Here is a 25,381-nt window from a genome sequence, read left to right on the forward strand (position 1 = left end):
CGGTCTCGACGCCGATCGATACCGGAGGCGCCGCAGAAACGGTTATCTCGCACTGTCGCGTTCCGAGTGACATGATTCCGTCGCTCGCGGCGCTGTTCGAGGGGTTCTCCGCGGTCGAGGCGACGGTCGCGGTCCTCGCAGTCTCGGTCGCCGCCGCGGTGGGGATGGAGTTCGTCGTCCTCCGGTTCGCCCGCCGCTACGTCTCGCACACGGACACCGGGTACGACGACATTGTCATCTCCTCGCTGCGAGCGCCGCTCGTCGTCACCGCCGGGCTCGCCGGCGTGTTCGTCCTCACGCAGGTCCCCGCGGTGCGGGCGTCGGTCGTCGTGGAGCCGCGCCTGCTCGACGCGGCGTTCGGGCGGCCGTCGCTGTCGGTGATCGTCCTCGTCTGGGCGTACGCCGCTAACGCCGTCGTGAACCGGGTCGTCGCCGCGGTCAACGCGGAGGGCGGCCGGTTCGACTTCGCGCCCGTCTTCTCGAACGTCTGGACGCTCGCGGTGCTGGTCGGGAGCGCTGGCACCCTGCTGTGGCTGTGGGGCATCGAGATCACGCCGCTGCTCGGCGCGGCGGGGGTCGCGGGTATCGCGGTCGGCTTCGCCGCGAAGGACACGGTGGCGAACTTCTTCGGCGGGATCGCGCTGTACTTCGACGACACGTACAAGATCGGCGACTACATCGTCTTGGACGACGGCACCGCGGGAACGGTGATCAAGGTGGGCGTGCGCTCGACGACGCTCCTCACCCGCGACGAGGTGCTGGTGACGGTGCCGAACGCGGCGCTCAACGCCGCGAAGGTGACCAACGAGTCCGCCCCCCAGCGCCGCCGGCGCATCCGGGTTCCAATCGGCGTCGCCTACGGCACCGACGTCGACGCCTTCGAGGCGCTCGCCATGGAGGTCCTGGCCGCGGAGCCGCTGGTCCTCGACTCGCCGAAACCCCGCGCCCGCTTCCGGTCGTTCGGCGACTCCGCGCTCCAGTACGAGCTCCTCTGCTGGGTCAACGGTCCGACCCGGCGCCGCCGCGCGCAACACGAGCTCAACCGCGCGCTGTACGTGGCGCTCGGCGACGCCGGGATCGAGATCCCGTACCCGAAACGCGACGTGACCGTCGGCACCGCCGCCGCGCCCTCCCCGGCGCCCCGCGCCCCCGATCCCGACTCTCCCCACGATCCGGGGGCCGACGCGGAGCCCGGCGTCGATCCGGACGCCGACGTGGCGGGTCCCGATTCCCGCGCAGAGACGCCGTGAGCGTGCGGAGACGCCGTGAGCGTGCGGAGACGCCGTGAGCGCGAGACCCTCGACGCCCGAGACGACCGACCGACCGGTCCGCGCCCGCCGGCAGGGTTTTGAGTGTCCGTGCCGAACGCGTTCGCATGAGTACCGAACCGGCCGACACCGGGACCGAGGGGAACGACCCGGCGATCGAGGTGACTCCGGACGCCGCGGAGGAGGCGCTCTCGCTCCTCGACGGCGAGGGGCTCGATACCGACATCGCCGGATTACGGCTGTTCGTCCAGCAGGGCGGCTGCGCGGGGCTGTCGTACGGGATGCGTTTCGACACCGAACCGGAGGACGACGACCTCGTCGTCGAGCATCACGGGCTCCGGGTGTTCGTCGACCCCGCGAGCAAGAACTACATCGGCGGGAGTACGCTCGACTACGAGCACGGCCTCCAGGCCGCCGGCTTCGAGGTCGAGAACCCGAACGTCGTCTCGGAGTGCGGCTGCGGCGAGTCGTTCCGGACGTAGCGGGTCGCGGTCCGATTCTCGGATTTCCTTCGGTTCCCTCCGACGCGCGAGTCCGCCGCTTAAGTCGCTCGGGCGGGTACGGGACGCCATGAGCTTAGAAGCGTCGACGACGCCGAGCGGCGAGCGGGTGTACACCGACCGGTCGCGCACCGAGCGCGGCGCGGACGGGCCCTTCTACCTCGTGTTCGAGGACGAGGCGGGCGACTCCCGCTGGGGGTTCCGCTGCGGCAACTGCGGCTCCTTTGACACCGCGATGGACACGATGGGGCGGATCCAGTGTACCGAGTGCGGCAACCTCCGGAAGCCGGACGAGTGGGACGCGGCCCACGAGTGAGCCGCGTTCGCTGCGCTCCGGACGGTTCCCGACGGCGCCGCGATTCTCCGCGATCGAAATCGTGAGAAAGTTTATCACGGATGGTGCCGAACTTCGAGGTAGATGGCCACTGCGAGCATCCCCCCGACGACCGAGGCCAGAGACGTCTTCCGCGAACTGGGATACACCGTCTCCGAGGACGGACGCGAGTTCGTCGCGGAACGCAAGTGGCGGCGCGTGTTCGTGACGGTGCTGTGTATGGACGACGACGAGCTCGACCCGTATCTCGCAGACGGGGGCGACCCGGCGCGGCTCCGGTGTTTCGTCACGTGGCGCGACCGCGCGAACGATCTCCAAGAGCGGCTGGTCGACGCGAAACCGCCCTACGACTGGGCGGTCATCGGTATCGACCGCGACGGCGAGGACTTCGCGGTGATGGAAGGCGCGCCAGGCAGCCCCTGACCCCCTCCACCCTCACTTCCCCCGCGGTTGCGGTTCCCTGCGCCTGCCTCGACTACCGGTGGGCCGGCGGCCGGTAGCGTTCTCGGTCGGCTCTCTCCCCGAGTGTCTATTTGCGGCCCCGCCGCGTACGGTCCCCATGGAGCACGTCGAGTACGTCTACACCAGCGGCATGTCCGAATCCGAGGTCGATAGCCGCCTCCGGGGCGGCGAACACGGTGTCTTGGGGCTCGCGAACGGCGACGACGCGTACGCCGTCCCGCTGAGCTACCACTACGACGGCGACCGCCTCCTGCTTCGCGTGAGCGAACACGACGGCGACGGCGAGAAGATGCGGTTCCTCGAGACGACCGACACCGCCACGTTCGTGTGCTACGAGGCGTCGACGGACGAGTCGTGGAGCGTCCACGTTCGCGGACCGATCCGGCGGTGGGAGCGGAGCGTCGACGAGGCGACGCTCAACGAGTGGTTTCAGCCGTTCCGCCTCTTCGACGAAGCGGTCGAGGACGTCGCGTTCGCCCTCTACGAGCTGCGCATGGAGACCGTCATCGGTCGCACAACCGTGGACAGGTAGCCCGTGGGCCGGGGAACGGGGCCGGGGGTGCGGCGCGTTCGGGGTGATCGAGCTCCAGTCCCAGTGATCCCGCTCCGCGAGGTCCCGCTCCGCGAGGTCCCGCTCCGCGAGGTCCCGCTCCCGCCCGCGCCCTCCGCGGACGCGTATTTTTATCCCCCCGTGCGTCCTACCAGCACGTGACATGGTGTTCAAGAAAATCACGCTGATCGGGACGAGCGACGAGAGCTTCGACGCGGCGGCCGACGAGGCCATCGACCGCGCAGAAGACACCCTCGAGAACGTCTACTGGGCGGAAGTAGAGGAGTTCGGGGTCGAGCTTCAGGGGGACGCCGAGCGCGAGTACCAGGCCGAAGTCGAGGTCGCGTTCGAACTCGAAGGCTGAGCGAGACGCGGTTTTTGATCTTTTATCAGTAGTCGTGAGCCGTGCCGGCGTCTGTTTATAAGGACCTGTTCGCGGATCGTCGACGAACACTCCCGAAGCCCCAGCCGGGAGGGCGGCGCACGCTCGCTGTGCTCCTCGTCACTCGCTACGCTCGTTCCTGCGGTGCTTGCGTCGCCTGCGCCGCCCTCCCGGCTGCCCCTTCGAGTCCCGCCCCGCACGGCACCGCCCCGCACCTCACGCCTCCCCAGCCTCGCCGCTCGCTCGGGGCTCCCTTCGGTCGCCCTCGTCGCTCGCGGCGTCCCTCGCGCGTGCTCCTCGCGGCCGCCGAGGGCGGCCGCTCGGAGGCACGCGCCACCGCCGTTCATTTATAAATGCTCGCGCGGCGGTCACCTATTTATCCAACCGCTACCACGACCCGGCAATGACCGCTTCACGCGCGCCGGCCGAGCCGACGGTCCGGGAGTTCGAAGCGACGGTCGAGTCCGTCGACGGCAGCGAGGTCGTCCTCGACGAGACGTACTTCTACCCCGAATCGGGCGGTCAACCGGCCGATAGGGGAACGCTCGACGGCCATCTCGTCGACGACGTGGTGGAACGCGACGACGAGGTCGTCCACGCGCTCGACCCCGACGCGGACATCGATCTCGCGCCCGGCGACGAGGTCACAGGCCTCATCGACGACGCCTTTCGTACCTACTGCGCCCGGGCGCACACCGCCTCGCACGTGCTGTACGGGGCCGCGCGCCGGATCGCCGACGACCTCGGCTACGCCGGCTTCGACATCTCCGAGACGAAGGTCCGCGTCGACCTGACGACCGCCGAGCCGCTGGGCGACGGCGACCTGATCGAGTTAGAGCGGCTCGCCAACCGCGCGGTCTGGGACTCGCTGCCCGTCTCGTGGGCGACCCACTCGGCCGACGAGGCCCGCGAGATCGATGGGATCGCGTTCAACACGAAGACCGAGGAGGGCGCGATGAGCGGCGGCGACGCGGTCCGGGTCGTGACGGTCGGCGAGAGAGAAGATCCGTGGGACGTCGCCGCGTGCGGGGGGACGCACGTCGAGAACACCGCGGAGATCGGGCCGATCGCGGTCTTAGAGCGGTCGAACCCCGGCGAGGGCGTCACCCGCGTCGAGTTCGCGGTCGGCCCGACGGCCATCGACGAGCTCGGCGCGGTCCACGCCGCCGCGCTCGACGCCGCGACGACGCTCGACGCGCGCGTCGGCGACCTCCCGGACGCGGTCGCGCGCCTCCGCGACGAGGCCGACCGACTGGAGGCGGACCTCCGGGATGCCCGCGAGGAGCTGCTCGCCGCCCGCCTTCGCGATCTCCCGACCGCCGAGGTCGACGGCGCGCGGTGGGCGATCGGGACCGTCGCCGACGCCGACCCGAACGAACTCCGCGAGCCGGCGACCGAGGCGGTCGGCGGCGACGAGGACCTCGACGCCCTCGCCGCGGTCGGAACCGGCGACGCACCGTTCGTCGTGGTCGCGGTCGGCGACGCAGCGGACGGTGACGGAGCCGCAGCCGAAATCGACGCGGGCGACGTCGTCGGCGCGGTCACCGACGAGTTCGGCGGCGGCGGGGGCGGCGGCCCGACGTTCGCGCAGGGCGGCGGCCTCGACGCAGACCCCGAGGCCGTCGCGGCGTGGCTCCGCGAGCGATGACCGGGAAGCTGGGTCCCGACGCGCTCGCGACGGCGCTCGCGGCGACCGGCGCGGCCGACGACGCGGTGACGCAGGGGCCGGCGTACGGCGAGGACGCGGCCGCGATCGACTTGGCCGGCGCCGGGGAGACGCTCGTCGTCGCGGCCGACCCCCTGTCGCTGGCCGCGGAGTCGGTCGGCACCTTGGCCGTCCACGTCGCCTGTAACGACGTCGCCGCCAGCGGCGCCGACCCGCGGTGGCTCACGCACACCCTGTTCCTCCCGGACGACGACCCCGACCGCCTCCGGACCGTCGTCGACCAGGTCGACGCGACAGCGCGCGACCTCGGCTGCGCGGTCGTCGGGGGCCACACCGAGGTGCTCGACGCGCTCGACCGCCCGCTCTGCTCGATGACAGCGATGGGGACGACGGACCGCTTCGTGTCGAGCGGCGGCGCCGAGCCCGGCGATCGCCTCCTGCTCACGAAGGGGGCGGCGATCGAGGCGACCGCGATCCTCGCGACCGACTTCCGCGAAGAGTGCCGCGAGGCGGGCGTCCCGGCCGCGACGCTCGATTCGGCCGCCGAGTTCCTTGACGAGGTGACCGTCGTCCCCGACGCGGCCGCGGTCCGCGACGCCGCGACCGCGCTCCACGACCCCACCGAGGGCGGCGTCGCGACCGCGCTCGTCGAGATGGCGGCCGCGAGCGGGGCCGCCTTCGCCGTTGAGCGCGACGCGGTCCCGGTCCGTCCCGAGACGCGGGCCTGCTGTGACGCGCTCGGCGTCGACCCGCTCGCGACGTTCGGCTCCGGCGCGCTGCTGGCGGCCGTCCCGCCCGACCGGGTCGACGACGCGCTCGACGCGCTCGACGTGGCCGGGATCGCGGGGGCGGAGATCGGCGTCGTCGAGACCGGCGCCGAGGGTGACGGCGTCGTCGAGGCCGCCGAGGGCGCCGCCGAGCCGGGGGCCGTCTGGATCGACGGGGAGCCGCTCGCGGAGCCGCCGCGGGACGAGCTGTACCCGCTCTGGGAAGCCCGGGAATAGCTCCCCTCCCCCGCCGATCGCGCACCTTTTTCGGTGAGGGACCGAAGGCGGTGACATGACCGGAGCACGCGTCGGGTCGGCGCTCACCGACGAGCAGGCGGCCGTCCGCGACCTCGTCGAGGAGTTCGCGGCCGAGGAGGTCCGGCCGACCGCGGCCGCGGCCGACGAGACGGAGACGTTCCCGGAGGAGGTGTGGGACGGGCTCGCGGAGCTCGGCCTGACGGGGCTGACGGTTCCCGAAGCACACGGCGGGTTCGGTGCCGACGAGACGACCTACGCGGTCGTCAACGAGGCGCTGGCGCACGGGTCGCTCGCGGTCGCGACCGCCCTCTCCGTCCACTGCCTCGCCACCTCCTGTATCGCCGAGTTCGGGACGGAGGCGCAGCGCGAGGCATGGCTCCCGGAGATGGCCGAGACCGGCCGTCCGGTCGGCATGTTCTGCCTCTCCGAGCCGCAGGCGGGGTCGAACCCGGCCCAGATGTCGACGACCGCGACGTACGACCCCGAGACCGACGAGTACGTCCTCAACGGCGAGAAGCAGTGGATCACGAACGGGGAGCGCGGCGGCGTGGCTATCGTCTTCGCGAAGGCCGCGGGGGAGGACGGCGACGGAGGCTCCGACGAGTCCGACGACGCGATCACCCAGTTCCTCGTCCCCGCGGACACCGACGGGTTCGAGGTCGGCAAGAAGGAGGAGAAGCTCGGGCTCCGCGCGTCGGACACGACCGGGATCACGTTCGACGACTGTCGCGTCCCCGCAGAGAACCGGCTCACCGAGGAGGGGAAGGGACTCTCCGCGGCCTTCCGGACGCTCACCGAGGGCCGGATCGGCATCGCGGCGCAGGCGGTCGGCGTCGCGCAGGCCGCGCTCGACGAGGCGACGTCGTACGCGCAGGAGCGCGAACAGTTCGACCGCCCGATCGGCGACATCCAGACGATCCGCCACAAGATCGCGGAGATGGAGACGGACGTGTCGGCCGCCCGCCTCCTCGTCCGCGAGGCGTGCCGGCAGGCGGAGGCGGGCGAGGACTACCGCGTCGCGGCCTCGAAGGCGAAGTACCGCGCCAGCGAGGCCGCGATGTCAGTGACGAACGAGGCGGTCCAGATCCACGGCGGCTACGGCTACACGACCGAGTTCGACGTCGAGCGGCTCTACCGCGACGCGAAGATCACGGAGATCTACGAGGGAACGACCGAGATCCAGAAGACGATCATCGCCCGGGGGGTGTTCGGCGAGTGAGCGACGGGGATCCGGAGCCGGCGCAGACCGGCTCCCGCCTTGCTGGCTACGACGCGGTCGTCTACGACCTCGACGGCACCCTCGTCGAGCTCGCGGTCGACTGGGACGCGGTGGCGGACGCGGTCCTCGACGTCTACGCCGAGCGCGCGCTCATCCCCCCGACCGAGGAGCTGTGGGACCTGCTCGGCGCGGCCGACGACTACGGGGTCCGGGACGAGGTCGAGGAGGCGATCGCGATCCACGAGCGCCCCGGCGCCCGCGAGTCGACGCGGCTCCCGCTCGGGGACCGACTGACCGAAACCGCGGACGGCGGCGGTCCGCATCCCCCCGCGGGCGTCTGCTCGCTCAACTGCGAGGAGGCGTGTCGGATCGCGGTCGAGACGCACGGGCTCGGCGACGCGCTCGTCTCGGACGCGATCGTCGGCCGCGACACGGTCGGGAGCTTCAAGCCGGCCCCGGAATCGCTGCTCGCGGCTGTCGACCGGCTCGGCGCGGCCCCCGAGGACGCGCTGTTCGTCGGCGACTCGCGGAGCGACGCGGTCACCGCCGAGCGCGGCGGCGTCGACTTCGCGTGGGTCTCGGACCTGCTCGCGGAGTAGGGCGTTCAAAACAGCGTCGCGCGCGTTCAGTCCCGCTTTCCTGCTTCGTTCGTCGTCGGATCGCCGTCCTCGGTCCGCCTTCCGTCGTCGTCCGTAGCCGCGTCGTCGGCCGAGCCGGCTTCCTCGTCCGGAACCGCGTCGTCGTTCGTCCCCGCGCCGCCGTCGCCGGCCTCGGCCCGCCTCGCGTACAGCGCGACGGCGACCGCGGTGACGAACCAGATGGGGGCGCCCACCCGGACCGCGAACGCGGCGCGCGCGCCCCACGACTCCAGCGTCACGAGCGTCGACAGCAGGGCCGCGGCGGGGGCGCCGACGAGGATGGTGACGACGAACGTCGTCTGCATCACCCACGCGTAGTCAACTCCCTCGTACTCGGCCCGCTCGACTGGTTGCACACCGCGGACTCCGCGGCGGAGCGGCAAATCGGTGGCGGTCGGCGGCGAGAGCGGCGGTCCGAGCGGCGGCGGACGCGCCGGCGACCGCGCCGCCGCGCTCGGTTTCCGGTTCCCGACGAATTTAGGGCGGCGCGCGGGTGACTCCGAGGCATGACCACGACGCGGGGACTCCGGGACGCCGAGGATCCGATCACGATGCTCACCGCCTACGACGCCCCGACGGCGGCGGTCGTCGACGAGGTCGGGATCGATGTCGTCCTCGTCGGCGACAGTATGGGCAACGCCGCCTTAGGCTACGACTCCACGCTCCCCGTGACGTTCGACGAGGTCGCGAGCCGGACCGCGGCCGTCTCGCGCGCGACCGAGGACGCGCTGGTCGTCGCCGATATGCCGTTCCTCTCCTTCGGCGTCGACGAGGCCGAGTCCGTGCGGAACGCCGGCCGCCTGCTGAAGGAGGCGAACGCGGATGCGGTGAAGATCGAGAGCGGCCCGCACACCGTCTCGACCACGCGCCGCATGACCGAGGTCGGGATCCCGGTGATGGCGCACCTCGGTTTGACCCCGCAGCACGTGAACCGGCTGGGCGGCTACACCCGACAGGGGACCGAGCAGGAGGCCGCCGAGGAGATCATCGAGCTGGCGGGGGACCACGCCGACGCCGGGGCGTTCGCGCTCGTGTTGGAACACGTCCCGGCGAACCTCGCGGGCGCGGTGACCGAGGCGCTGGAGATCCCCACGATCGGCATCGGAGCTGGCTCCGACTGCGACGGGCAGGTGCTGGTGATCAACGACGCCGTCGGCCTCGGCGAGTGGTCGCCACCGTTCGCGCGGCAGTTCGGCGACGTGCGCGGGGAGATGGTCGACGCCGTCGAGGCGTACCGGGAGGCCGTGACGAGCGGCGAGTTCCCGGCCGAGGAGCACTCGCACGTCGAGGAGGATCTGGACGACTTGTACTGAGTCAGGAAATCCTCCCGCAGCGCGTCTGACGGTCTCGAAAAAAGCTCTGTTCGCCCGCCCCTCGGCGCGGTGAAGTACACTCGGCAGGGTGAAGCCCTCTCCGTGGGGTTCACACCTTCTTTGTGGCTGTGTGCGGACAGTTCGGACAGTCCCAGTGGAACTGCGTTCCGCCCGAACTGAGCAGGCCGCCGCTGTCGGTCGCGCCCTCCCGCATCCAGCCTTTGCTCTTCGCACACTGGAGGTGGAGTTCGATGCCGCAGTTCGAACAGTGGAAGTGCTTCGCGTCCGAGAGCTTGTTCCCGCACGCGTCACACTTCGGGCTGCTAAACAGTCCCATGGTTCGATCTCACACTGTTAGTCGATACACATAAGTCTATTTTCACATTCGCGAAACGTGTCCCGTGGCCGGGACCGTTCCCGTCGTCTTCAAACGGCGAGGACCGCCGGCATCGCGTCCGGGCCGACCTGCGTGACGGTAACGTAGAGGACGGTGAAGATCACGGCGTTGTGGAGGCCGTGGAGCAGCGCGGGGACGACGAGGTTCTCGGTGTACTCGTACACCGCGCCGAACACCAAGCTCGGGACGAAGAGGATGGAGACGGTCGTCAGCCGCGCGGAGAGGCCGCCGGTCAGCGCCATCACGTGGATGGTCGCGAAGATGGCGGCCGAGAGCAGGATCGACGGGGCCGCCGGCAGCGACTCGCGGAGCCGCCCCTGAACGACGCCGCGGTAGAGGATCTCCTCGCAGGGGCCGATGACGAGGAACGAGGCCGCGATGAACAGCGGGATGATCGCCGGGTTCCCCATCGCTAACTCCGCGCTCTGATTCGCCGCCGTCTCCGTCCCGAGCAGCTGGACGATCGTCGAGATCACGAGGATCAAAACGAGGATCACGACCCAGCTGCCGAGGACGATCCCGACCTCCTTGAGGCTCGGAACTCGGACGCCGAGGTACGAGACGATCCCCTCGCGGTCGAACCCGCGCCACGCGAGGTAGCCGACTGCGAGCCCGCCGAACGCGACGTACTGGCCGAATATCAGCGTGAGAACGACGCTCGCGGTCAGCGAGAGCCCCCCGACCGCCGCGTCGATCGCGAAGATGGCCACGCCGCTCGCGAGCGCGATGACCGGCCCGAGGACGCCGAGGAGCAGCGCGGTCGCGACCGCGATACCGGGCGACCCGCCGGCCCGTTCGGGGCCGTCGGCGTCGTCGACGGGGTCCGGGTCGATCTCGTCGAACTCCTCGGACACCCCGCCGTCCGGGGCCGGATCGCCGCTGGAGGGATCTGTCATTGCCCGGAATAGGCGGCGCTCGGCAAAATGGTTGTCCGTGTCGGAAGCCGCGCGGACAGCTATCTCTCGGGCGCGTGAGTCGCGGTCACCGGTGGAGCAGCTCGTACCACAGCACCGCGGTGACGGCCCGCCCGTCGCGAAGCTCGTCGTCGACGACCGCGGCGAGCAGATCGTCGTACGGCACCGTCTCGACCGAGATCGACTCGTTGTGGTCCAGGTCGCGGTCCGCCGTCGGCTCGCAGCCGGTCGCCAGCACGTGGTGGTGGACCGAGTCCGCCATCCCGTTCGTCGGCTCGACGGTCGTCAGCCGCTCGAAGGCGTCGGCCTCGTACCCCGTCTCCTCGGCGAGCTCGCGGGCCGCGGCGCGCTCGATCGCGTCGTCGGTCGGATCGCCGGCTGCGCTCCCCTCGCCCCCATCCTCGGGCTCCATCGTCCCCGCCGGAATCCCGCGGTTCACCCGCCCGACCGCCTGCCGCCACTCGTCGATGACGACGGCGTCGCCGTCCGGCGTCAGCGGGAGTACGACGACTGCGGGCGGCTCGTCGACGTAGTGGAACCCGTCGGTCTCGCCGTCCGGGAACCGCACCTCGTCGCGGCGCACGTCGAAGCCGGGGCAGGCGTAGTCGATGTCGGTGCCGAGCGTCTCCCACGAGAGGTCGTCCATGCGTTCGGGTCGGCGGTCGGGGACCTAAATCCCCGCACTCCGCGGCGTCACTCGGCGGGCGCGTCGCCCGTCGGGGGCGCTACTCCGCGGAAGCGTCCCGTCGCCGGTCCCGGAGCTCGTCGACTGCTCGCCTCGCGACCGCGCCGGCGATCCACGCGATCGTTCCCAACGCGAGGGCCTCGACGCCGACGAAGACGAGCCCGTCGACCTCGACGAGCGCGGCGACACGCTCGCCGAGGGGACGACCCGGGAGTCCGAGCAGGTAGTGGTCGGCGTTGCTCCCGAGCAGCGCCCCGTAGACGGTGGCCCACGCGAGCGCCATCCCGGCCCCTCGGTAGGCGAGGCCCGCGGTCACGAGGATCCCGAGGGCCGCGGCGTCGAACGCGAGGAACACGACCCCGCCGGAGACGGAAAAGACGCCCAGCGCGTAGGCGGCGAAGGAGATCAGAAAGAGCAGCGGCGGGGCGAGGAGTCGGTACCGACGCGGCGAGCCGTTCGGGTTCGAGCCGAGGAGGACGCGGCGAGCGAGGGACATGCCCGCGGATCGTTTCGACTGCGTGATAACTCTGCGTGTCAGGCGAGATTCACGACCAGTCGCCGAGGGAGGCCTGTCCCTCGTCGGTGCTTCGTCGCTCGCGGTCCGCGATCGAGCCGGACTCGTCGCCGTCGCGGTCCGGCGGTCCGTCGACCCAGTCGGTGAGCTTGCCGCCGTCGCCCCCATCGTCTCGCTCGGTTCGGTCGCCGCGACGCGTCGGATCGCCGCCGCTCGCCTCGAACCCGCCGAGCGTCGCCTGGTCGGTCTCGGCGAAGTCGAGCTTGGAGACGCGCACGCCGAGCTTGCGGACGCGCGCGTTGTCGAACTCGCCGAGCAGGTCCAGCGCCACCTCCTCGACGAGCTCCGGGTCGTCGACAGGGCCGGGGAGGCTCCGCGCGCGGGTGTTGACGTCGAACGGCGGCTCGACGGCCTTGATCCCGATGGTCCGGTAGAGGCAACCCCGTTCGCGGGCGCGGCGGGCCACGTCCGCGGCGAGCGCGGAGACGGTCTCCCGCTTCGTCGCCTCGTCGGCGGTCGTCGGCAGCGCCGACTCCCGCGAGAGGCTCTTCGGGAGGCCGGTCGGCGTCACCTCGCGGTCGTCGTCGCCCGCGGCGCGCCGGGAGAGCTCCGGGCCGCGCTCGCCCAGCGCGTCTGCGAGGCGGTCGCGGTCGGCGACGGCCAAGTCGCCCGCGGTCTCGATCCCCAGCTCCGCGAGGGTCTCCTCGGTCACCGGCCCGACCCCGTGGACGTCGGCGGTCGGCAGCGGCGCGAGGAACTCGGCGACCGACCCCGGCGGGACGACGACGAGCCCGTCCGGCTTGTCGGCGTCGCTGGCGACCTTCGCGGCCGACATGTTCGGCGCGACGCCGACGCTCGCCGGCACGCCCGCCTCCCGCCCGATCCGGTCTTTCACGTGCCGGGCGTACCCCTCGGCGAGCGTCCGCGCCTCGGCGGGCCCGGCGGCGCCGCTCGGCGGGGGATCAGTTGCCTCTCCGTTGCCCCCGCCCCCCGCCACCGCCCACGAGGTCCGGTCGGTGACGTCGAGGTACGCCTCGTCGATGCTCACCTCGCGGCGGGTGTCGGCGCAGTCGCGTAAGACTTCCTTCACCTCGCCCGCCACGTCCTCGTAGAAGTCGAGGTCGACGGGGAGGTACCGCCCGGTCTCCGCCGGGTCCGGCGCGTCCGGGTCGTCGGGGTCGGCGTCCTCGCGGCGGGGGAGCAGCTCCAGCGCCTTCGAGATCGGCATCGCGCTGTCGACGCCGAACTCGCGGGCCTCGTAGCTCGCGGTCGCGACCGCGCCGATCGAGTCGCCCGGCTCGTACCCCATCCCGACAACGACGGGCTCGCCCGCGAGGTCGTCGTGACGCAACCGCTCGCAGGAGGCGTAAAAGCAGTCCATGTCGACGTGGCAGACGACGCGGTCAACGGCGTCGTCGCCCTCGTCGCCGGCGCCCGGGAGCGTCTCCCCGGCGGCGGGCGTCCCCCCGGTCATCGCGTTCGGGTCCGCGCTCCGCGGCCTTAAGAACCAGCCACGCGGGCCGGAAGTGGACGCGGAGCGCGGTCGGCGTCGGACCCGGATCCAGATCCGATACCCGAGGCGGTAGTCGTTTATTCCGTGCGTCCGTACTACGCCGGTATGCCCGGAGCGATCGACGTGCTACACGTCGACGACGACCCCTCGGTCCTCGACCTCACGGAGGCGTACTTCGAGCGGGAGCTCGACGCGGTGGCGGTGACGAGCGTGGCTGACCCGGAAACCGCGTTAGACCGGCTTGACGAGGCCGCGTTCGACTGCGTCGTCAGCGACTACGACATGCCCGCGATGGACGGGCTGGAGTTCTTCGAGGCGCTGCGCGAGCGCCACCGGAAGATACCCTTCGTATTGTACACCGGCAAGGGGTCCGAGGAGATCGCGAGTCAGGCGCTCAACGCCGGCGTCACCGGCTACTTCCAGAAGGGCGGCCCCGAGCAGCTCCGCCGGCTCGCGAACCGCGTCGACCAGGCCGTCGAGGAGCACCGGACCAAGGAGATCGCCGAGCGCTACTCGACGGTTATCGAGGCGCTCGGCTACCCCGTCTACGTCGTCGACGAGACCGGGGAGTTCCGGTTCGTCAACGAGCCGTTCGCCGAGCTCATCGGCTACGACCGCGAGGAGATCGTCGGCCGGACGCCCGCGTTTATCAAGGACGACGCCGCGGTCGCGGAGGCCGAAAACCGGCTCGGCACTATCCTCTCGGACGACGGCCCCGACGTCCAGCACTTCGCGGTCGATATCGTCCCGAAGGATGGCGAGCCGATCCCCTGTCGCGACCACATGGCCGCGCTGCCGTACGAGGGCGACTCCTTCGACGGGAGCGTCGGTATCCTCCGCGACGTCTCCGACGAGCGCGAGCGCCGCGAGGAGTTAGAGACGAAGACCCGCGCGCTTGACGAGGCGCCCGTCGGGATCACCATCACGGACCCCGCACAGGAGGACAACCCGATGGTGTACGTCAACGACCGGTTCGTCGAGATGACCGGCTACGACCGCGAGGAGTCGATCGGCGTCAACTGCCGGTTCCTCCAAGGGCCGGACACAGAGGAAGAATCGGTTCAGGCGCTCCGCGAGGCGATCGACGCCGAGGAGTCGACGAGCGTCGAGCTGTTGAACTACCGGAAGGACGGGACGGAGTTCTGGAACCGAGTGAGCATCGCCCCGATCTGCGACGCCGACGGCGCCGTCACCCACTGGGTCGGCTTCCAGGAGGACATCACGGCGTTCAAGGAGCGCGAGGCGGCCCTCGAACGGCAGAACGACCGGCTCGACTCCTTCGCGAGCATCGTCTCGCACGACCTGCGGAACCCCCTCAACGTCGCGCAAGGGCGCGTCCAGCTCGCCCACGACGCGGCGAACGACGGGGGCGACGAGAACCTGTCCGCCGCGCTCGACGCGCTGGAGCGGATGGAGTCGATCGTCGAGCGCACGCTCACGCTGGCGCGGGAGGGCGAGACGGTCGGCGACCCCGAACCCGTCGATCTCGCGGCGGTCGTCACCGACAGCTGGTCGACCGTCGACACCGCCGACGCCTCCCTCTCCGTCGAAACGGACCGCGAGGTGCTCGCCGACCCGGACCGCCTCCGGAACCTCTTCGAGAATCTGATGCGCAACGCGGTCGATCACGTCGGCTCCGACGTCGCGATCCGCGTCGGCGACCTCCCGGACGGCTTCTTCGTCGAAGACGACGGTCCGGGAATCGACCCCGCGGTCGCGGACTCCCTGTTCGAGCCCGGCGAGAGCGGCACCGCGGGCAACACCGGGTTCGGGCTCGCGATCGTTCAGGAGATTGCCACCGCGCACGGCTGGACGGTCGAGGCGACGACCGGCGAGGACGGCGGCGCGCGGTTCGAGATCCGCGGGATCGACAAGCGGACGCCGGCGGCCCACTGAGCCGCTCGACGCCGGCGGCCCACTGAGCCGCTCGACCTCGGTGACCGCTCCGGTTCTCTCGAAAGCGGATCGACTCCCCCCGTTCAAAAGGGCCTTTATGCTCCGTTTCGAAGCTCCGGGCGAATGGGCTCGCTCTCCGACATCGCCGAGACTGACCGGCGCGTGATCGTCTTGGCGCTCGCGCGGATGGTCGGCGCGGCCGGGAACTCCTTCCTCATCGTCGTCCTCCCGCTGTACATCACCAGCGACGTGGTCGACATCGAGGGGTTGCTCGGCACGGAGGTCGGGGTCGGCGCGGCCGCGGTCACGCTGACCGAGCCGCTCCTCATCGGGGTCGTCCTCTCGCTTTTCGGCTTCCTCAACAGCCTCTCGCAGCCCTTTACGGGAAGACTGTCCGACCGCGTCGGCCGGAGGCGGCCCTTCGTCCTCGCCGGTATCTTACTCCTCGGGACCGCCAGCGGGCTATACACGATTGCGACGAGCTACCCGGCGCTGGTCGCGCTGCGCGCGATTCAGGGGCTCGGCGCGGCGCTCATCATCCCCGCGACGGTCGCCCTCGTGAACGAGTACGCCGCGAGCGACACCGACCGCGGCGGGAACTTCGGGGTGTACAACACGTTCCGGCTCATCGGCTTCGGCTTCGGCCCGGTCCTCGCGGGCGCCGTCGTCGAGGCCGGCCCGTACGACCTCTCGCCGATCGGCCTTCCGGTCCTCGACGGCTTCGACGCCGCGTTCGTCGCGGCCTGCGCGGGGGCGTACCTCAGCTTCACGCTGGTGTTCCTCCTCGTCCGCGACGCCGACGTCGAGGGCGAGGCGGGCGACGACGTCTCGATTCGGGTCCGCGGCGAGGACCGCCTGCTCGACCCCGTGTTCACGCTGGGGCTCGCGACCGTCGCGATGGGCGCGTGCATCGCGCTGTTCGCGACGCTCCAGAATCAGGTGAACGTCCGCTTAGACCAGCCGCCGGTCTGGTTCGGCGCCCAGTTCGCGGCCGTGACGATCGCCAACGTGATCTTCCAGGTCCCGGTAGGGCGCGCCAGCGACCGAATCGGCCGCCGGCCGTTCCTGCTCGCCGGGTTCGTCCTGCTCGTCCCGACCACGCTCCTCCAAGGGATCGTGACGGAGTCCGCGCTGATGATGCTCGTCCGGCTCGGGCAGGGGATCGCGGTGGCGTGCGTGTTCGCCCCGTCGCTCGCGCTCGCCGGCGACCTCGCGCGGGAGGGCGAGTCCGGGACCACCCTCTCCGTGCTCACGATGGGGTTCGGCTTCGGCGTCGCCTTGGGCCCCCTCGCCTCCGGCTGGCTCTACGGCTTCGGCTTCCTCGTCCCCTTCGCGGTCGGGGCCGCGGCCGCCGCGCTCGCGCTGATCGCCGTCTTCACGCAGGTCGAGGAGACGCTGGACGTCGGAGAGGAACCGGCAGCGGCGCCGGGCGCGGACTGAGCGAGGGCGGCGCCGAAAGCGCGCACGCCGGCACGCGTTTTTATATCGGTGGCCTCGTCGAAATCTTCAGTCGACGATAAGTTTCAGCGGTCGTGCTGAATTCAAAGAATGTAGGCAGCACGGGTACTACGCTATTTTCCCAAAATGAACCCCGAATTAGCTGATAGAACACGCCTGCTTCTTGATTTTGTGCGGGAGTGCGTGTAGTGCGTCATGAGTGAGGCCATTTATAAGGAATTTAGCTGTGTTGCTGTCGGTTGTTTATACGTGATCGGTGCTGCCGCGGTGAACGGCTTCAAAGCCCAGTCGCTTGCTTATAAATGGTCAACTGTGGATCGACCACGAACGGCTTCAAAGCCCCAGCCGGGAGGACTCGATGCGCTCGCTGCGGTCCTCGGTCGGTCGCTATCGCTCCCTCCCTGCGGTCCTTGCGTCGCGCGTCTTCGTCCTCCCGGCAGCGTGGCGCGACGCGCCACGGGCAGCCGGCGGCGAAGCCGCCGGCGACTGCCCCTTTGAGTCCCGCCCCGCACAGAGACCGCACCTCACGCCTCCCCAGCCTCGCCGCTCGCTTCGCTCGCGGCGTCCCTCGCGGGCTGGCTCGCGGCCTCCGCTTCGCTCCGGCCGCTCGCAGGCGCGCCACCGCACCGGCTGTTTATAAACGACGGTCGGCGCCGCTGGCGACTATTTAAATACAGAATCGTTGCTACCGATCTGTGATACATTCTCCCGCTATCGCTCGCCGCTACCGCTGTACTGAGCGATACGGCCTGATCGAACTAGGAGACGGGTCTGTGAGAGATACGTGCCCCGTATTCGGCAGTCGTTCCGACCGGCCCCTACGCAGTCAACAGAGCCATACCGATCACAACCGAACCGCCGCCCGTGCCGAACGACCGCCTCCGCTGCGTCGACTGCCGCGAGCCGATCCCCGCGGACGCGCGGATCTGCCCGCACTGCCGGACCATCCAGCCCTCTCCGCTGCTCGACGTCGGTGTCGTCGTCGCGGGCGTGTTCGCGCTGCTGTTCGGCGTCGTCCTGACGGTGATGACCGTTGGGACGAGCCGTCTTCTCGGGTTCCTCCTGCTCGTCGTCGGCTTCGGGCTGGCCATCGGCGGCTACACGCGGTACATCGACCGGCAGGCGGCGAGCCGGGCGCGCTGAGCCGTCGCAGTCCCCGATCGCCCTTCCCGTCGCTTCTGTCGCGACAATTTAAGTACCAGCGCGCGCCACGATACGCACATGCTTTCCCCACTCACGGGCGGCTTGGTCCTCGCGGGGCTGGCGCTCGCGTTCGTCGGCGCGGCGGTCTCCGTCTACGCGGTGACGCTGACGGGGCTGCTCGTCGGCGCCGGCGCCGGCTACCTGTTCGCGCCGAACGTCGTCGGCCTGATCGCGGTCGACGGCGCGGTCCTCACCGCCGGCGTGGTCGGGGTCGGCGGCCTCCTCGGCGGCTTCCTCGCGTACGCCGGTCTCTCCTTCGCGGTCCTCGGGATCGGCGCGGTCGTCGGCGGCTTCGCCGGGCGGTTCGCGGTCGGCCCCTTCTACGCGGCGGACGCGGCGGGGATCGAGGGGACGGCGCTGCTCGTCGGCGCGACGCTGGCGGGCGTCGCTGTCGGCGCGCTGTTCGGGTTCGTCCTCACGCGGACGACGCTCGTGGTCTCGACCGCGCTCATCGGCGCGGCGTTCGCGTCGCGGTCGCTGACGCCCGCAGACTTCGAGGCGGCCGCCGCGGAGACCACGGTCCAGCCGCTCCTCTTCGACCTCTCCGCGCCCGCGTTCCTCGCGGTGTTCGTCCTCGGGGCGCTCTCGCAGCTCGGCCTGTTCAGGTTCGGCTACGTGACGAAGCTCGTCGGCTTGCTGCCGGGCGCGCGCCGGTGGACGGCGGACGACGACCGTGACGGCGACGCGGACGCGAAGGGGGCGTGACCCTCGCGGAGTCGACTCTTGTTCAATCGTACTCGTAGAACCCCCTCCCCGTCTTCTTGCCGAGGTCGCCGGCCTCCACCTTGCGCTTGAGGAGGTAGGCGGGCTTGTAGCGGTCGCCGAGCTCCTCGTGGAGCGTCTCGCTGGCGTCGAGCGCCACGTCGAGCCCGATGTGGTCGGCGAGTTCGAGCGGGCCCATCGGGACGTTCGTGCCGAGCTTCATCCCGCGGTCGATGTCGGCCTTCTCGGCGACGCCCTCGTCGTACGCCCGGATCCCCTCGTTGATCCACGGCATCAGGATGCGGTTGGTGACGAAGCCGGGCTTGTCGTCGGCCTCCCACGTCTCCTTGCCGAGATCCTCGGCGAAGGCGTGCGCGAAATCGACGACCGCGGAGTCGGTGCGCTCGCCCACCACGACCTCGACGCCGTCCATGATCGGGACGGGGTTCATGAAGTGGAGGCCGACGACGCCGCTCGCGCGGTCGGTCGCGCTCGCGACGCTCGTGATCGACAGCGTGGAGGTGTTCGTCGCGAGGACGACGCCGTCGTCGGTGACGCGATCGAGGTCGGCGAACACGTCGCGTTTCACGTTGAGGTCCTCGACCACGGCCTCGACCGCGAGATCGACGTCGGCGAGGTCGTCGAGGTCGGTCGTCCCAGTGATCCGGTCGCGAATCACCTCTGGTTCCTCGTCAAGCGCGTCCTTCCCGGCCAAGCGGTCGAGGCTGTCCTCGACGCTGTCGAGGCCGCGCTCGACGTACTCGGCCTCCACGTCTCGCATCACCACGTCGTAGCCCGCGGTCGCCGCGACCTGCGCGATGCCGTTGCCCATCGTCCCGGCGCCAACGACGCCGACGATGTCCACCTCGGAGAGTTCTCGCATGCGGACCGCTGCCGCGCCGCAGGTGGTAAGTATTGCGGAAGCCCGAGGCGACGCCGTTTCTCGCAAAGAAATTAACAATTTGAGTAGTAATGAATTGATTTACTTGATCGCCCGGCACTCGCCCGGAGACGCCACGTAAACGGCCGTTCCGATTCTTTACGTTCGGTGAAACCACCATAGCCCTTTTTACGTGTGTAACGGAACTACGAATTGATGCTTCCTCACGCCGCCGACGACATCGAGCGCGACGGTAAATCCCTGATCCTCGCGTACGACCACGGGCTCGAACACGGCCCGGTCGACTTCGAACCGAACCCGGACACGGCGGACCCGGAACGGATCTTCGAGCTCGCCACCCACGAGGCGGTCACCTCGCTGGCCGTTCAGAAGGGGCTCGCGGAGGCGTACTACCCCGACTACGAGGACGAAGTAAACCTCCTGTTGAAGCTCAACGGGACCTCGAACCTCTGGAGAGGAGAGCCCGACAGCGCGGTTAACTGCACGGCCGAGTACGCGGCCGAACTGGGCGCCGACGCGGTCGGGTTCACCGTCTACGGCGGGTCGAACCACGAGGTCGAGATGGCCGAGGAGTTCCGCGAGGCGCAGGAGGGCGCCCGCGAACACGACATGGCGGTCGTCATGTGGTCGTACCCGCGCGGGCAGGGGCTCCGTAACGACGGGAGTCCGGACGTGATCTCGTACGGCGCGCGGCTCGGCTTGGAGCTCGGCGCCGACGTGGTGAAGGTGAAGTACCCCGGCTCCGCCGAGGCGATGGGCCACGCCGTCGAGATGGCCGGGCCCGCCGACGTCGTCATGTCCGGCGGAACGATGCGCGACGACAAGGCGTTCCTCCGGAACGTCTCGAACGCCATCGACGCCGGCGCGACCGGGATCGCCGTCGGCCGGAACGTCTTCCAGCGCGACGACCCCGAGCGCATCCTCGACGCGCTGGAGGCCGTGATCTTCCAGGAGGTCGACCCGGCCGAGGCGCTGGCCATCGCCGAGAGCGACGACTGATGACCGACTCCGACCCCCGCGCCGACGGCGGCCCCGCCGACTCGACCGTCGCGGCCGTCTTCGACGCGGTCGCGGCGACCGCCCCCGAGATCCGCGCCGCGCTCCCCGGCCGCCGCGTCGAGAGCGGGACGGAGAACGCCTCCGGCGAGTCGGTGCTGGCCGGCGACCTCTACGCCGACGAACTGCTCGGCGAGGCGATCACGGCGGTCGACGGGGTCGGCTCGTTCGTCAGCGAGGAGCGCGAGGACGCGGTCGACGCCGGCGGCGCCGTGGGGAGCGGACCCGACGACGCCTACGCGGTGGCGATCGACCCCCTCGACGGCTCCTCGAACCTCCGGTCGAACAACGCGATGGGGACCGTCGTCGGGATCTACGACGCGCCGCTGCCCGCGAGCGGCCGCGACCTCGTCGCCGCCGGGTACGTCCTCTACGGCCCGATCACGACGATGGTTGTCGCCGACGACGCCGGCGTCCGCGAGGAGGTCGTCGAGCGCGCGCCCGACGGCGGCGGGGTCGAGCGCTCGGTCGTCGAGGCTGACCTGCGGCTCCCGGAGACCCCGACCGTCTACGGCTTCGGCGGCCGCGTCCCCGACTGGCCCGCCGACTTCCGGGCGTACGCCCGCTCGATCGAGGACGAGCTGAAGCTCCGCTACGGCGGCGCGATGGTCGGCGACGTGAACCAGGTGCTCACCTACGGCGGGGTGTTCGCGTACCCCGCGCTCCGGAGCGCACCCGAGGGGAAGCTCCGCCTCCAGTTCGAGGCGAACCCCATCGCCTATATCATCGAGCGCGCCGGCGGCGCCTCCTCGGACGGGACCGGCTCGATCCTTGACGTCGAGCCCGAGGCGGTCCACCAGCGCGTCCCGCTGTACGTCGGCAACGAGGCGCTGGTTGAACGGCTACAGGCGGCGCTGGACTAAAAATCACATCTACATTATTGAAAAGATAGATGTCAAACTAATCACCCACGAAATACCATATGAAAATATAACGACAATATACACAGCTGCGCCTTTCGGATATAATATAAGGTCAAACAGATATTCTCTCGCATTTCGTGTAAAATACAATCCTACTAAGATTATGATTGGTATCAAAACGATGGCTGAATGTATGGCAAGCGCTGCTAATCGCTCAGGAACAGTTCCGTACGTGAGTAAAATGAAGCCGAAAAACAGAGCAGCAATTGCAACAGTCATGTGGAATGATGACTTTTTCCACAATCTTTCCAGTTATTAATACTTATTTTATTATTTACTATAGTGGCGTGAACGGATTTGTCGCCCGGTTTAATTTCACTCGCACTGCGAATATCTGGTGATATACCAGAGTCAGATACAATTAGAGCGTATAGCACAAATGTTTGAAAAAACATCGCTGATGATATAAAAAACATCATAAGTGAATTCAGGCCCAATGTAACGTTTATTAGTTCTTCTCCTAGAATATTTGATAAAAGGTTTGAGAACGAGGTAGGTATCTCAATAACTTCCAAAACAACTGCGCCAATTAGTGCGATGAGTGTGCTAAGTGAAGTTAATATGAGACCTAGTATCTTCGCTGCTTGGTTCTGAATGTGATGATATCTTTCTAACTGATACCCAATTAATATCTCATCATCCATATTCCTATCAAATTCCTCTAACAGTAGTCTGATAAAATTACATGGAAAACTGTTTAGGACTCTCCGCAAATCTTGCGTCCATGAAAGTCCACGTCGGCGCGGCGGCGACCCCCGAGGAGGCCGAGGCGATCGCGAAGTCGCTCGCGGAACACCTCGGCGTCGACGTCGACGTCCACATCGAGGGCGAGGAGACGCCGCTCGCGAGCGCCGAGCCGTCCGAACCGAGCTACCCGCTCGACGACGACCTCGGGCCCACGGAGCGCGAGCGCGACCTCCGCGCCGAGATCGCCGACATCCGCGAGGGCGGCCCGGAGAAGTACCGCGACCGGCTCTCCGAGCAGGGGAAGCTGTTCGTCCGCGACCGCCTCGACCTCTGGTTCGGCGGCGAGGGCGGGACGAGGGGTGCGGGCGACGCGAGCGCGGCCGACGGCGACCCCGCGGGCGTGAAGTTCGAGGACGGGAAGTTCGCCGCGTTCGACGACTGGCACCCCGACGCGCCCGGACGCGGCGATGACGCGGACGAGGACGGGGAGGACGATGCGGGCGACGGCGACCGCCTCCCGGGCGACGGCCTCCTTACCGGCGCCGCCGAGTTCGAGGGGCGCGACGTCCACTTCATGGCCAACGACTTCACCGTGAAGGCGGGGTCGATGGCGTCGAAGGGCGTCGAGAAGTTCCTCCGAATGCAACAGCGCGCGCTGAAGACGGGGAACCCGGTCCTCTACCTGATGGACTCCTCGGGCGGCCGGATCGACCAGCAGACCGGCTTCTTCGCCAACCGCGAGGGGATCGGGAAGTACTACTACAACCACTCGATGCTGTCGGGCGCCGTGCCGCAGATCTGCGTCCTCTACGGTCCCTGTATCGCCGGTGCCGCCTACACGCCCGTCTTCGCCGACTTCACCGTGATGGTCGAGGACATGTCCGCGATGGCGATCGCCTCGCCCCGGATGGTGGAGATGGTCACCGGCGAGGAGATCGACTTAGAGGAACTGGGCGGCCCGCGCGTCCACGCCGAGGAGTCCGGCTCCGCCGACCTGATCGCGCGCGACGAGGAGCACGCCCGCGAGCTGGTCGCGGACCTGATCGGCTACCTCCCGGATCGGGCCGGCGAGAAGCCCCCGAAACGCGAGACGAAGCCGCCGAAGTTCTCGCCCGACGGGATCGACGAGCTGATCCCGGAGGCGCCGAACCGCCCGTACGACGTTCACGACCTCATCGACCGGATCGCAGACGCCGAGTCCGTCTTCGAGCTGAAGGAGGGGTACGGCCCGGAGATCGTCACGGCGTTCTGCCGGATCGACGGGCGGCCCGTCGGCGTCGTCGCCAACCAGCCAACGGAGCGCTCCGGCGCCATTTTCCCGGATGCGGCGGAGAAGGCCGCGGAGTTCATCTGGACCTGCGACGCCTACGAGATCCCCCTGTTGTACCTCTGTGACACGCCCGGCTTCATGGCCGGCTCGCAGGTGGAGAAGGACGCCATCCTCGAGAAGGGGAAGAAGATGATCTACGCCACCTCCTCGGCGACGGTCCCGAAGCAGACCGTCGTCGTGCGGAAGGCGTACGGCGCGGGCATCTACGCGATGGGCGGGCCCGCCTACGACCCCGAGAGCGTCATCGGGCTCCCCTCGGGCGAGATCGGGATTATGGGCCCGGAGGCCGCGATCAACGCGGTCTACGCCCGCAAGCTCGCCGAGATCGACGACCCGGAGGAGCGCGCGGCCGAGGAGGAGCGCCTGCGCGAGGAGTACCGCGAGGGGATCGACGTCCACCGGATGGCCAGCGAGGTCGTCATCGACGAGATCGTCCCGCCATCCGACCTCCGCGCGGAGCTGGCCGCGCGGTTCGACTTCTACGAGGACGTTCAGAAGGATCTGCCCGACAAGAAACACGGGACGGTCCTCTAGTTCCCGGCTACAGCGCCGCGACCAGCTCGCTGCCGTACGCCCCGACGGCGCCGTCCAGCCCGAAGCCGACGGCCAGCCCGACCGCGAGCAGCGCGCCGGCGTAGGCGGCGGACCCGACCAGTGACGCGGCGGCGAACCGCGGCGCGGAGACGGTCGAGGCGTTCGCGGTCGGCACGGCGAGCCAGCCGCGCGTCCCCGGGACCGCGTTCGAGGCCGCCACCGCGGGGAGCCCCCACCGGTCGAACCAGCGGCCCGCGCCGTCGAGCCGCGCCTCGCCAACCGGGACGATGGGGAGCGACGTCGGGTCCGCGTCGAACCGGCGGACGCCGACGAAGAGGAGGGACTGGCCGACCGTCGCGCCGGTCACCGCCGCGGCGAACACCGGGAGCACCGCGAGCGCCTCGACGCCCGCGGCGACCACCGCCGCGACGAACAGCGTCCGCGCCGGCAACACCTTCCCTACGAGGGCCCCTTCGAGGGCGAAGACGGCGAAGACCGCGACGGCCCCGTAGGTACCGACGAGGGCGAGCAGCGTCTCCACGTGGGGTCCATACACGGCTCGTCTTCGGCGGCGACGCGTAAAACGCCCACCGAGAGAGGCGGTAGCACCCGTCAACGCGCCGATTCCCGTGCGTCGCGGGGGCGACACTTTCGGCTCGTTCCGCTCCGTCTCGGCTCGGGAGTGGCTATTTACCTCGTACGCGCGCACCGAACCACATGATCGGCGTCGGCGACACGGCCCCGGACTTCATCGCGCCCGCGGTCAGCGGCGGGACCGCGATCGAACTGGAGCTGTTCCGGCTCGTTCGCGGGCACGACGCTGTCGTCTGCTGTTTCGCGCCCGCGACGTTCGTGCCCGCGTGTACGGCTGAGCTCGCCGCGGTCCGCGACGCCGGCTGGAGCGAGCGCGACGACCTCGCCGTCGCCGCGCTCACGGGCGACTCGCTGTACGCGGCGTTCGCGTACGCCGACCGGTTTGACCTCTCCTTCCCCGTCGTCGCCGACTTCCACGGCGGCGTCGCGGAGTCGTACGACCTGCTCGCCGAGTCGTGGGAGGGGCACTCGGACATTCCGCGCCGCGCGACCGTCGTCGTCGACGGCGACTGGACGGTCCGGTTCGCCGCGGCGACTCACGACGCGCTCGACCGCGCCGAGTCGGCCCCCGTCGAGCGCGCGACCGAGGCGCTCCGCGAGGTCGGCGTCGACGTCGAGCGGCCGCGGGTCGACTACGACGCGGATTGGGAGCGGTGAGTTCGTCGCGGCCGCCGGTCCGTTCGGGCCGCCGCCCGGCCGCGGGCACCTGCGGGGTTA

At 69.7% G+C, this 25,381-nt stretch carries 28 protein-coding genes; 19 read left to right on the plus strand and 9 right to left on the minus strand.

Translation table 11 applies throughout. The features are described 5' to 3' along the window. Positions 1-71 precede the first annotated feature (71 nt). The 10 genes from B378_RS0110640 (at position 72) to B378_RS0110685 (ending at position 8,005) form a co-directional block, all read left to right on the plus strand. The gene (locus B378_RS0110640; RefSeq protein ID WP_017343778.1) at positions 72-1,250 is read left to right on the plus strand and encodes a mechanosensitive ion channel family protein; all 1,179 of its coding nucleotides are present in this window, start codon (positions 72-74) and stop codon (positions 1,248-1,250) included. 125 nt (positions 1,251-1,375) lie between these two features. Further along, a complete protein-coding gene (locus tag B378_RS0110645) occupies positions 1,376-1,750 on the plus strand; it encodes an iron-sulfur cluster assembly accessory protein (RefSeq protein WP_017343779.1) in 375 nt (124 codons plus the stop codon). A gap of 88 nt (positions 1,751-1,838) precedes the next feature. Then, a complete protein-coding gene (locus B378_RS0110650; RefSeq protein WP_017343780.1) occupies positions 1,839-2,084 on the plus strand; it encodes a DUF5816 domain-containing protein in 246 nt (81 codons plus the stop codon). Between the two features lie 102 nt (positions 2,085-2,186). Beyond that, the gene (locus B378_RS0110655; RefSeq protein ID WP_004597526.1) at positions 2,187-2,525 is read left to right on the plus strand and encodes a hypothetical protein; all 339 of its coding nucleotides are present in this window, start codon (positions 2,187-2,189) and stop codon (positions 2,523-2,525) included. Positions 2,526-2,661: 136 nt separating this feature from the next. After that, entirely contained in the window at positions 2,662-3,096 is a 435-nt protein-coding gene (locus B378_RS0110660; protein WP_017343781.1) for a pyridoxamine 5'-phosphate oxidase family protein, read from the plus strand. A gap of 181 nt (positions 3,097-3,277) precedes the next feature. After that, positions 3,278-3,478, plus strand: coding sequence for a dodecin (locus B378_RS0110665; RefSeq protein ID WP_004597524.1), 201 nt, complete (start codon positions 3,278-3,280; stop codon positions 3,476-3,478). A gap of 421 nt (positions 3,479-3,899) precedes the next feature. Then, positions 3,900-5,144 (plus strand): alanine--tRNA ligase-related protein, encoded by a 1,245-nt coding sequence (locus B378_RS0110670; protein WP_017343782.1) that lies wholly within the window; start codon positions 3,900-3,902, stop codon positions 5,142-5,144. Continuing rightward, on the plus strand, positions 5,141-6,166 hold the full coding sequence (locus tag B378_RS0110675; RefSeq protein WP_026046258.1) for an AIR synthase family protein: 1,026 nt from the start codon (positions 5,141-5,143) through the stop codon (positions 6,164-6,166). Before B378_RS0110670 ends, B378_RS0110675 begins: the two co-directional genes overlap by 4 nt. A gap of 55 nt (positions 6,167-6,221) precedes the next feature. After that, positions 6,222-7,406, plus strand: coding sequence for an acyl-CoA dehydrogenase family protein (locus B378_RS0110680; protein ID WP_017343784.1), 1,185 nt, complete (start codon positions 6,222-6,224; stop codon positions 7,404-7,406). Beyond that, entirely contained in the window at positions 7,403-8,005 is a 603-nt protein-coding gene (locus tag B378_RS0110685; protein ID WP_017343785.1) for an HAD family hydrolase, read from the plus strand. The genes B378_RS0110680 and B378_RS0110685 overlap by 4 nt, the downstream gene beginning before the upstream one ends. 26 nt (positions 8,006-8,031) lie before the next feature. Here the strand turns inward: B378_RS0110685 and B378_RS0110690 are convergent, their stop codons facing one another. Then, the gene (locus B378_RS0110690; RefSeq protein WP_017343786.1) at positions 8,032-8,400 is read right to left on the minus strand and encodes a DUF5822 domain-containing protein; all 369 of its coding nucleotides are present in this window, start codon (positions 8,398-8,400) and stop codon (positions 8,032-8,034) included. 150 nt (positions 8,401-8,550) lie between these two features. Between B378_RS0110690 and panB the strand changes: the two genes are divergently transcribed. Beyond that, a complete protein-coding gene (gene panB / locus B378_RS0110700; RefSeq protein ID WP_017343788.1) occupies positions 8,551-9,357 on the plus strand; it encodes a 3-methyl-2-oxobutanoate hydroxymethyltransferase in 807 nt (268 codons plus the stop codon). A 109-nt stretch (positions 9,358-9,466) separates the two neighbouring features. On the opposite strand, the gene B378_RS0110705 is transcribed toward panB, so the two are convergent. The 5 genes from B378_RS0110705 to B378_RS0110725 all read right to left on the minus strand — a co-directional run bounded on the left by B378_RS0110705 (position 9,467) and on the right by B378_RS0110725 (position 13,341). Then, positions 9,467-9,694 (minus strand): hypothetical protein, encoded by a 228-nt coding sequence (locus B378_RS0110705; RefSeq protein ID WP_007996091.1) that lies wholly within the window; start codon positions 9,692-9,694, stop codon positions 9,467-9,469. Positions 9,695-9,783: 89 nt separating this feature from the next. Then, on the minus strand, positions 9,784-10,650 hold the full coding sequence (locus B378_RS0110710; protein WP_017343789.1) for a CPBP family intramembrane glutamic endopeptidase: 867 nt from the start codon (positions 10,648-10,650) through the stop codon (positions 9,784-9,786). A gap of 85 nt (positions 10,651-10,735) precedes the next feature. After that, positions 10,736-11,314, minus strand: coding sequence for an NUDIX hydrolase (locus tag B378_RS0110715; RefSeq protein ID WP_017343790.1), 579 nt, complete (start codon positions 11,312-11,314; stop codon positions 10,736-10,738). Between the two features lie 79 nt (positions 11,315-11,393). Beyond that, positions 11,394-11,849, minus strand: coding sequence for a hypothetical protein (locus B378_RS0110720; RefSeq protein WP_017343791.1), 456 nt, complete (start codon positions 11,847-11,849; stop codon positions 11,394-11,396). Between the two features lie 49 nt (positions 11,850-11,898). After that, positions 11,899-13,341, minus strand: a complete 1,443-nt coding sequence (locus B378_RS0110725; protein WP_017343792.1) for a DNA polymerase IV — start codon at positions 13,339-13,341, stop codon at positions 11,899-11,901. Between the two features lie 144 nt (positions 13,342-13,485). Here B378_RS0110725 and B378_RS0110730 point away from each other — a divergent pair, with 144 nt between their 5' ends. The 4 genes from B378_RS0110730 (at position 13,486) to B378_RS0110745 (ending at position 18,642) form a co-directional block, all read left to right on the plus strand. Then, positions 13,486-15,276, plus strand: coding sequence for a PAS domain S-box protein (locus B378_RS0110730; RefSeq protein ID WP_017343793.1), 1,791 nt, complete (start codon positions 13,486-13,488; stop codon positions 15,274-15,276). A gap of 123 nt (positions 15,277-15,399) precedes the next feature. Further along, the gene (locus B378_RS0110735; protein ID WP_017343794.1) at positions 15,400-16,716 is read left to right on the plus strand and encodes an MFS transporter; all 1,317 of its coding nucleotides are present in this window, start codon (positions 15,400-15,402) and stop codon (positions 16,714-16,716) included. A gap of 882 nt (positions 16,717-17,598) precedes the next feature. After that, entirely contained in the window at positions 17,599-17,877 is a 279-nt protein-coding gene (locus tag B378_RS0110740) for a hypothetical protein (protein WP_017343795.1), read from the plus strand. A 78-nt stretch (positions 17,878-17,955) separates the two neighbouring features. Further along, on the plus strand, positions 17,956-18,642 hold the full coding sequence (locus B378_RS0110745) for a hypothetical protein (RefSeq protein ID WP_017343796.1): 687 nt from the start codon (positions 17,956-17,958) through the stop codon (positions 18,640-18,642). A 22-nt stretch (positions 18,643-18,664) separates the two neighbouring features. On the opposite strand, the gene B378_RS0110750 is transcribed toward B378_RS0110745, so the two are convergent. Continuing rightward, positions 18,665-19,522, minus strand: a complete 858-nt coding sequence (locus B378_RS0110750) for a 3-hydroxyacyl-CoA dehydrogenase family protein (RefSeq protein WP_017343797.1) — start codon at positions 19,520-19,522, stop codon at positions 18,665-18,667. A 213-nt stretch (positions 19,523-19,735) separates the two neighbouring features. Between B378_RS0110750 and B378_RS0110755 the strand changes: the two genes are divergently transcribed. Both B378_RS0110755 and B378_RS0110760 read left to right on the plus strand, forming a co-directional pair. Further along, on the plus strand, positions 19,736-20,539 hold the full coding sequence (locus tag B378_RS0110755; protein ID WP_017343798.1) for a class I fructose-bisphosphate aldolase: 804 nt from the start codon (positions 19,736-19,738) through the stop codon (positions 20,537-20,539). Further along, positions 20,539-21,459, plus strand: coding sequence for a class 1 fructose-bisphosphatase (locus B378_RS0110760; protein WP_017343799.1), 921 nt, complete (start codon positions 20,539-20,541; stop codon positions 21,457-21,459). Before B378_RS0110755 ends, B378_RS0110760 begins: the two co-directional genes overlap by 1 nt. Positions 21,460-21,734: 275 nt before the next feature. On the opposite strand, the gene B378_RS16815 is transcribed toward B378_RS0110760, so the two are convergent. Beyond that, positions 21,735-22,163, minus strand: coding sequence for a hypothetical protein (locus tag B378_RS16815; RefSeq protein ID WP_155118212.1), 429 nt, complete (start codon positions 22,161-22,163; stop codon positions 21,735-21,737). A gap of 80 nt (positions 22,164-22,243) precedes the next feature. On the opposite strand from B378_RS16815, the gene B378_RS0110765 reads away from it, so the two are divergent. Then, entirely contained in the window at positions 22,244-24,070 is a 1,827-nt protein-coding gene (locus tag B378_RS0110765; protein ID WP_017343800.1) for an acyl-CoA carboxylase subunit beta, read from the plus strand. A 7-nt stretch (positions 24,071-24,077) separates the two neighbouring features. On the opposite strand, the gene B378_RS0110770 is transcribed toward B378_RS0110765, so the two are convergent. Continuing rightward, positions 24,078-24,626 carry a DedA family protein gene (locus tag B378_RS0110770; protein ID WP_017343801.1) on the minus strand — a complete coding sequence of 183 codons (549 nt, stop codon included), beginning with the start codon at positions 24,624-24,626 and terminating at the stop codon, positions 24,078-24,080. Between the two features lie 161 nt (positions 24,627-24,787). Between B378_RS0110770 and B378_RS0110775 the strand changes: the two genes are divergently transcribed. Next, positions 24,788-25,321, plus strand: a complete 534-nt coding sequence (locus B378_RS0110775; RefSeq protein WP_017343802.1) for a redoxin domain-containing protein — start codon at positions 24,788-24,790, stop codon at positions 25,319-25,321. The last annotated feature ends 60 nt before the right edge of the window (positions 25,322-25,381 follow it).

This window comes from Halorubrum sp. T3 (assembly GCF_000296615.1).
Classification (GTDB): Archaea; Halobacteriota; Halobacteria; order Halobacteriales; family Haloferacaceae; genus Halorubrum; species Halorubrum ruber.

Excerpts from the sequence above, each read along its gene's own strand:
- B378_RS16815 (WP_155118212.1), bottom strand. The coding sequence starts at position 22,163 with ATGGATGATGAGATATTAATTGGGTATCAGTTAGAAAGATATCATCAC.
- B378_RS0110680 (WP_017343784.1), top strand. The coding sequence starts at position 6,222 with ATGACCGGAGCACGCGTCGGGTCGGCGCTCACCGACGAGCAGGCGGCC.
- B378_RS0110660 (WP_017343781.1), top strand. The coding sequence starts at position 2,662 with ATGGAGCACGTCGAGTACGTCTACACCAGCGGCATGTCCGAATCCGAG.
- B378_RS0110715 (WP_017343790.1), bottom strand. The coding sequence starts at position 11,314 with ATGGACGACCTCTCGTGGGAGACGCTCGGCACCGACATCGACTACGCC.
- B378_RS0110650 (WP_017343780.1), top strand. The coding sequence starts at position 1,839 with ATGAGCTTAGAAGCGTCGACGACGCCGAGCGGCGAGCGGGTGTACACC.
- B378_RS0110705 (WP_007996091.1), bottom strand. The coding sequence starts at position 9,694 with ATGGGACTGTTTAGCAGCCCGAAGTGTGACGCGTGCGGGAACAAGCTC.
- B378_RS0110765 (WP_017343800.1), top strand. The coding sequence starts at position 22,244 with ATGAAAGTCCACGTCGGCGCGGCGGCGACCCCCGAGGAGGCCGAGGCG.
- B378_RS0110645 (WP_017343779.1), top strand. The coding sequence starts at position 1,376 with ATGAGTACCGAACCGGCCGACACCGGGACCGAGGGGAACGACCCGGCG.
- panB (WP_017343788.1), top strand. The coding sequence starts at position 8,551 with ATGACCACGACGCGGGGACTCCGGGACGCCGAGGATCCGATCACGATG.
- B378_RS0110725 (WP_017343792.1), bottom strand. The coding sequence starts at position 13,341 with ATGACCGGGGGGACGCCCGCCGCCGGGGAGACGCTCCCGGGCGCCGGC.
- B378_RS0110655 (WP_004597526.1), top strand. The coding sequence starts at position 2,187 with ATGGCCACTGCGAGCATCCCCCCGACGACCGAGGCCAGAGACGTCTTC.
- B378_RS0110665 (WP_004597524.1), top strand. The coding sequence starts at position 3,278 with ATGGTGTTCAAGAAAATCACGCTGATCGGGACGAGCGACGAGAGCTTC.
- B378_RS0110735 (WP_017343794.1), top strand. The coding sequence starts at position 15,400 with ATGGGCTCGCTCTCCGACATCGCCGAGACTGACCGGCGCGTGATCGTC.
- B378_RS0110675 (WP_026046258.1), top strand. The coding sequence starts at position 5,141 with ATGACCGGGAAGCTGGGTCCCGACGCGCTCGCGACGGCGCTCGCGGCG.
- B378_RS0110640 (WP_017343778.1), top strand. The coding sequence starts at position 72 with ATGATTCCGTCGCTCGCGGCGCTGTTCGAGGGGTTCTCCGCGGTCGAG.
- B378_RS0110745 (WP_017343796.1), top strand. The coding sequence starts at position 17,956 with ATGCTTTCCCCACTCACGGGCGGCTTGGTCCTCGCGGGGCTGGCGCTC.
- B378_RS0110670 (WP_017343782.1), top strand. The coding sequence starts at position 3,900 with ATGACCGCTTCACGCGCGCCGGCCGAGCCGACGGTCCGGGAGTTCGAA.
- B378_RS0110730 (WP_017343793.1), top strand. The coding sequence starts at position 13,486 with ATGCCCGGAGCGATCGACGTGCTACACGTCGACGACGACCCCTCGGTC.
- B378_RS0110720 (WP_017343791.1), bottom strand. The coding sequence starts at position 11,849 with ATGTCCCTCGCTCGCCGCGTCCTCCTCGGCTCGAACCCGAACGGCTCG.
- B378_RS0110760 (WP_017343799.1), top strand. The coding sequence starts at position 20,539 with ATGACCGACTCCGACCCCCGCGCCGACGGCGGCCCCGCCGACTCGACC.
- B378_RS0110710 (WP_017343789.1), bottom strand. The coding sequence starts at position 10,650 with ATGACAGATCCCTCCAGCGGCGATCCGGCCCCGGACGGCGGGGTGTCC.
- B378_RS0110755 (WP_017343798.1), top strand. The coding sequence starts at position 19,736 with ATGCTTCCTCACGCCGCCGACGACATCGAGCGCGACGGTAAATCCCTG.
- B378_RS0110750 (WP_017343797.1), bottom strand. The coding sequence starts at position 19,522 with ATGCGAGAACTCTCCGAGGTGGACATCGTCGGCGTCGTTGGCGCCGGG.
- B378_RS0110775 (WP_017343802.1), top strand. The coding sequence starts at position 24,788 with ATGATCGGCGTCGGCGACACGGCCCCGGACTTCATCGCGCCCGCGGTC.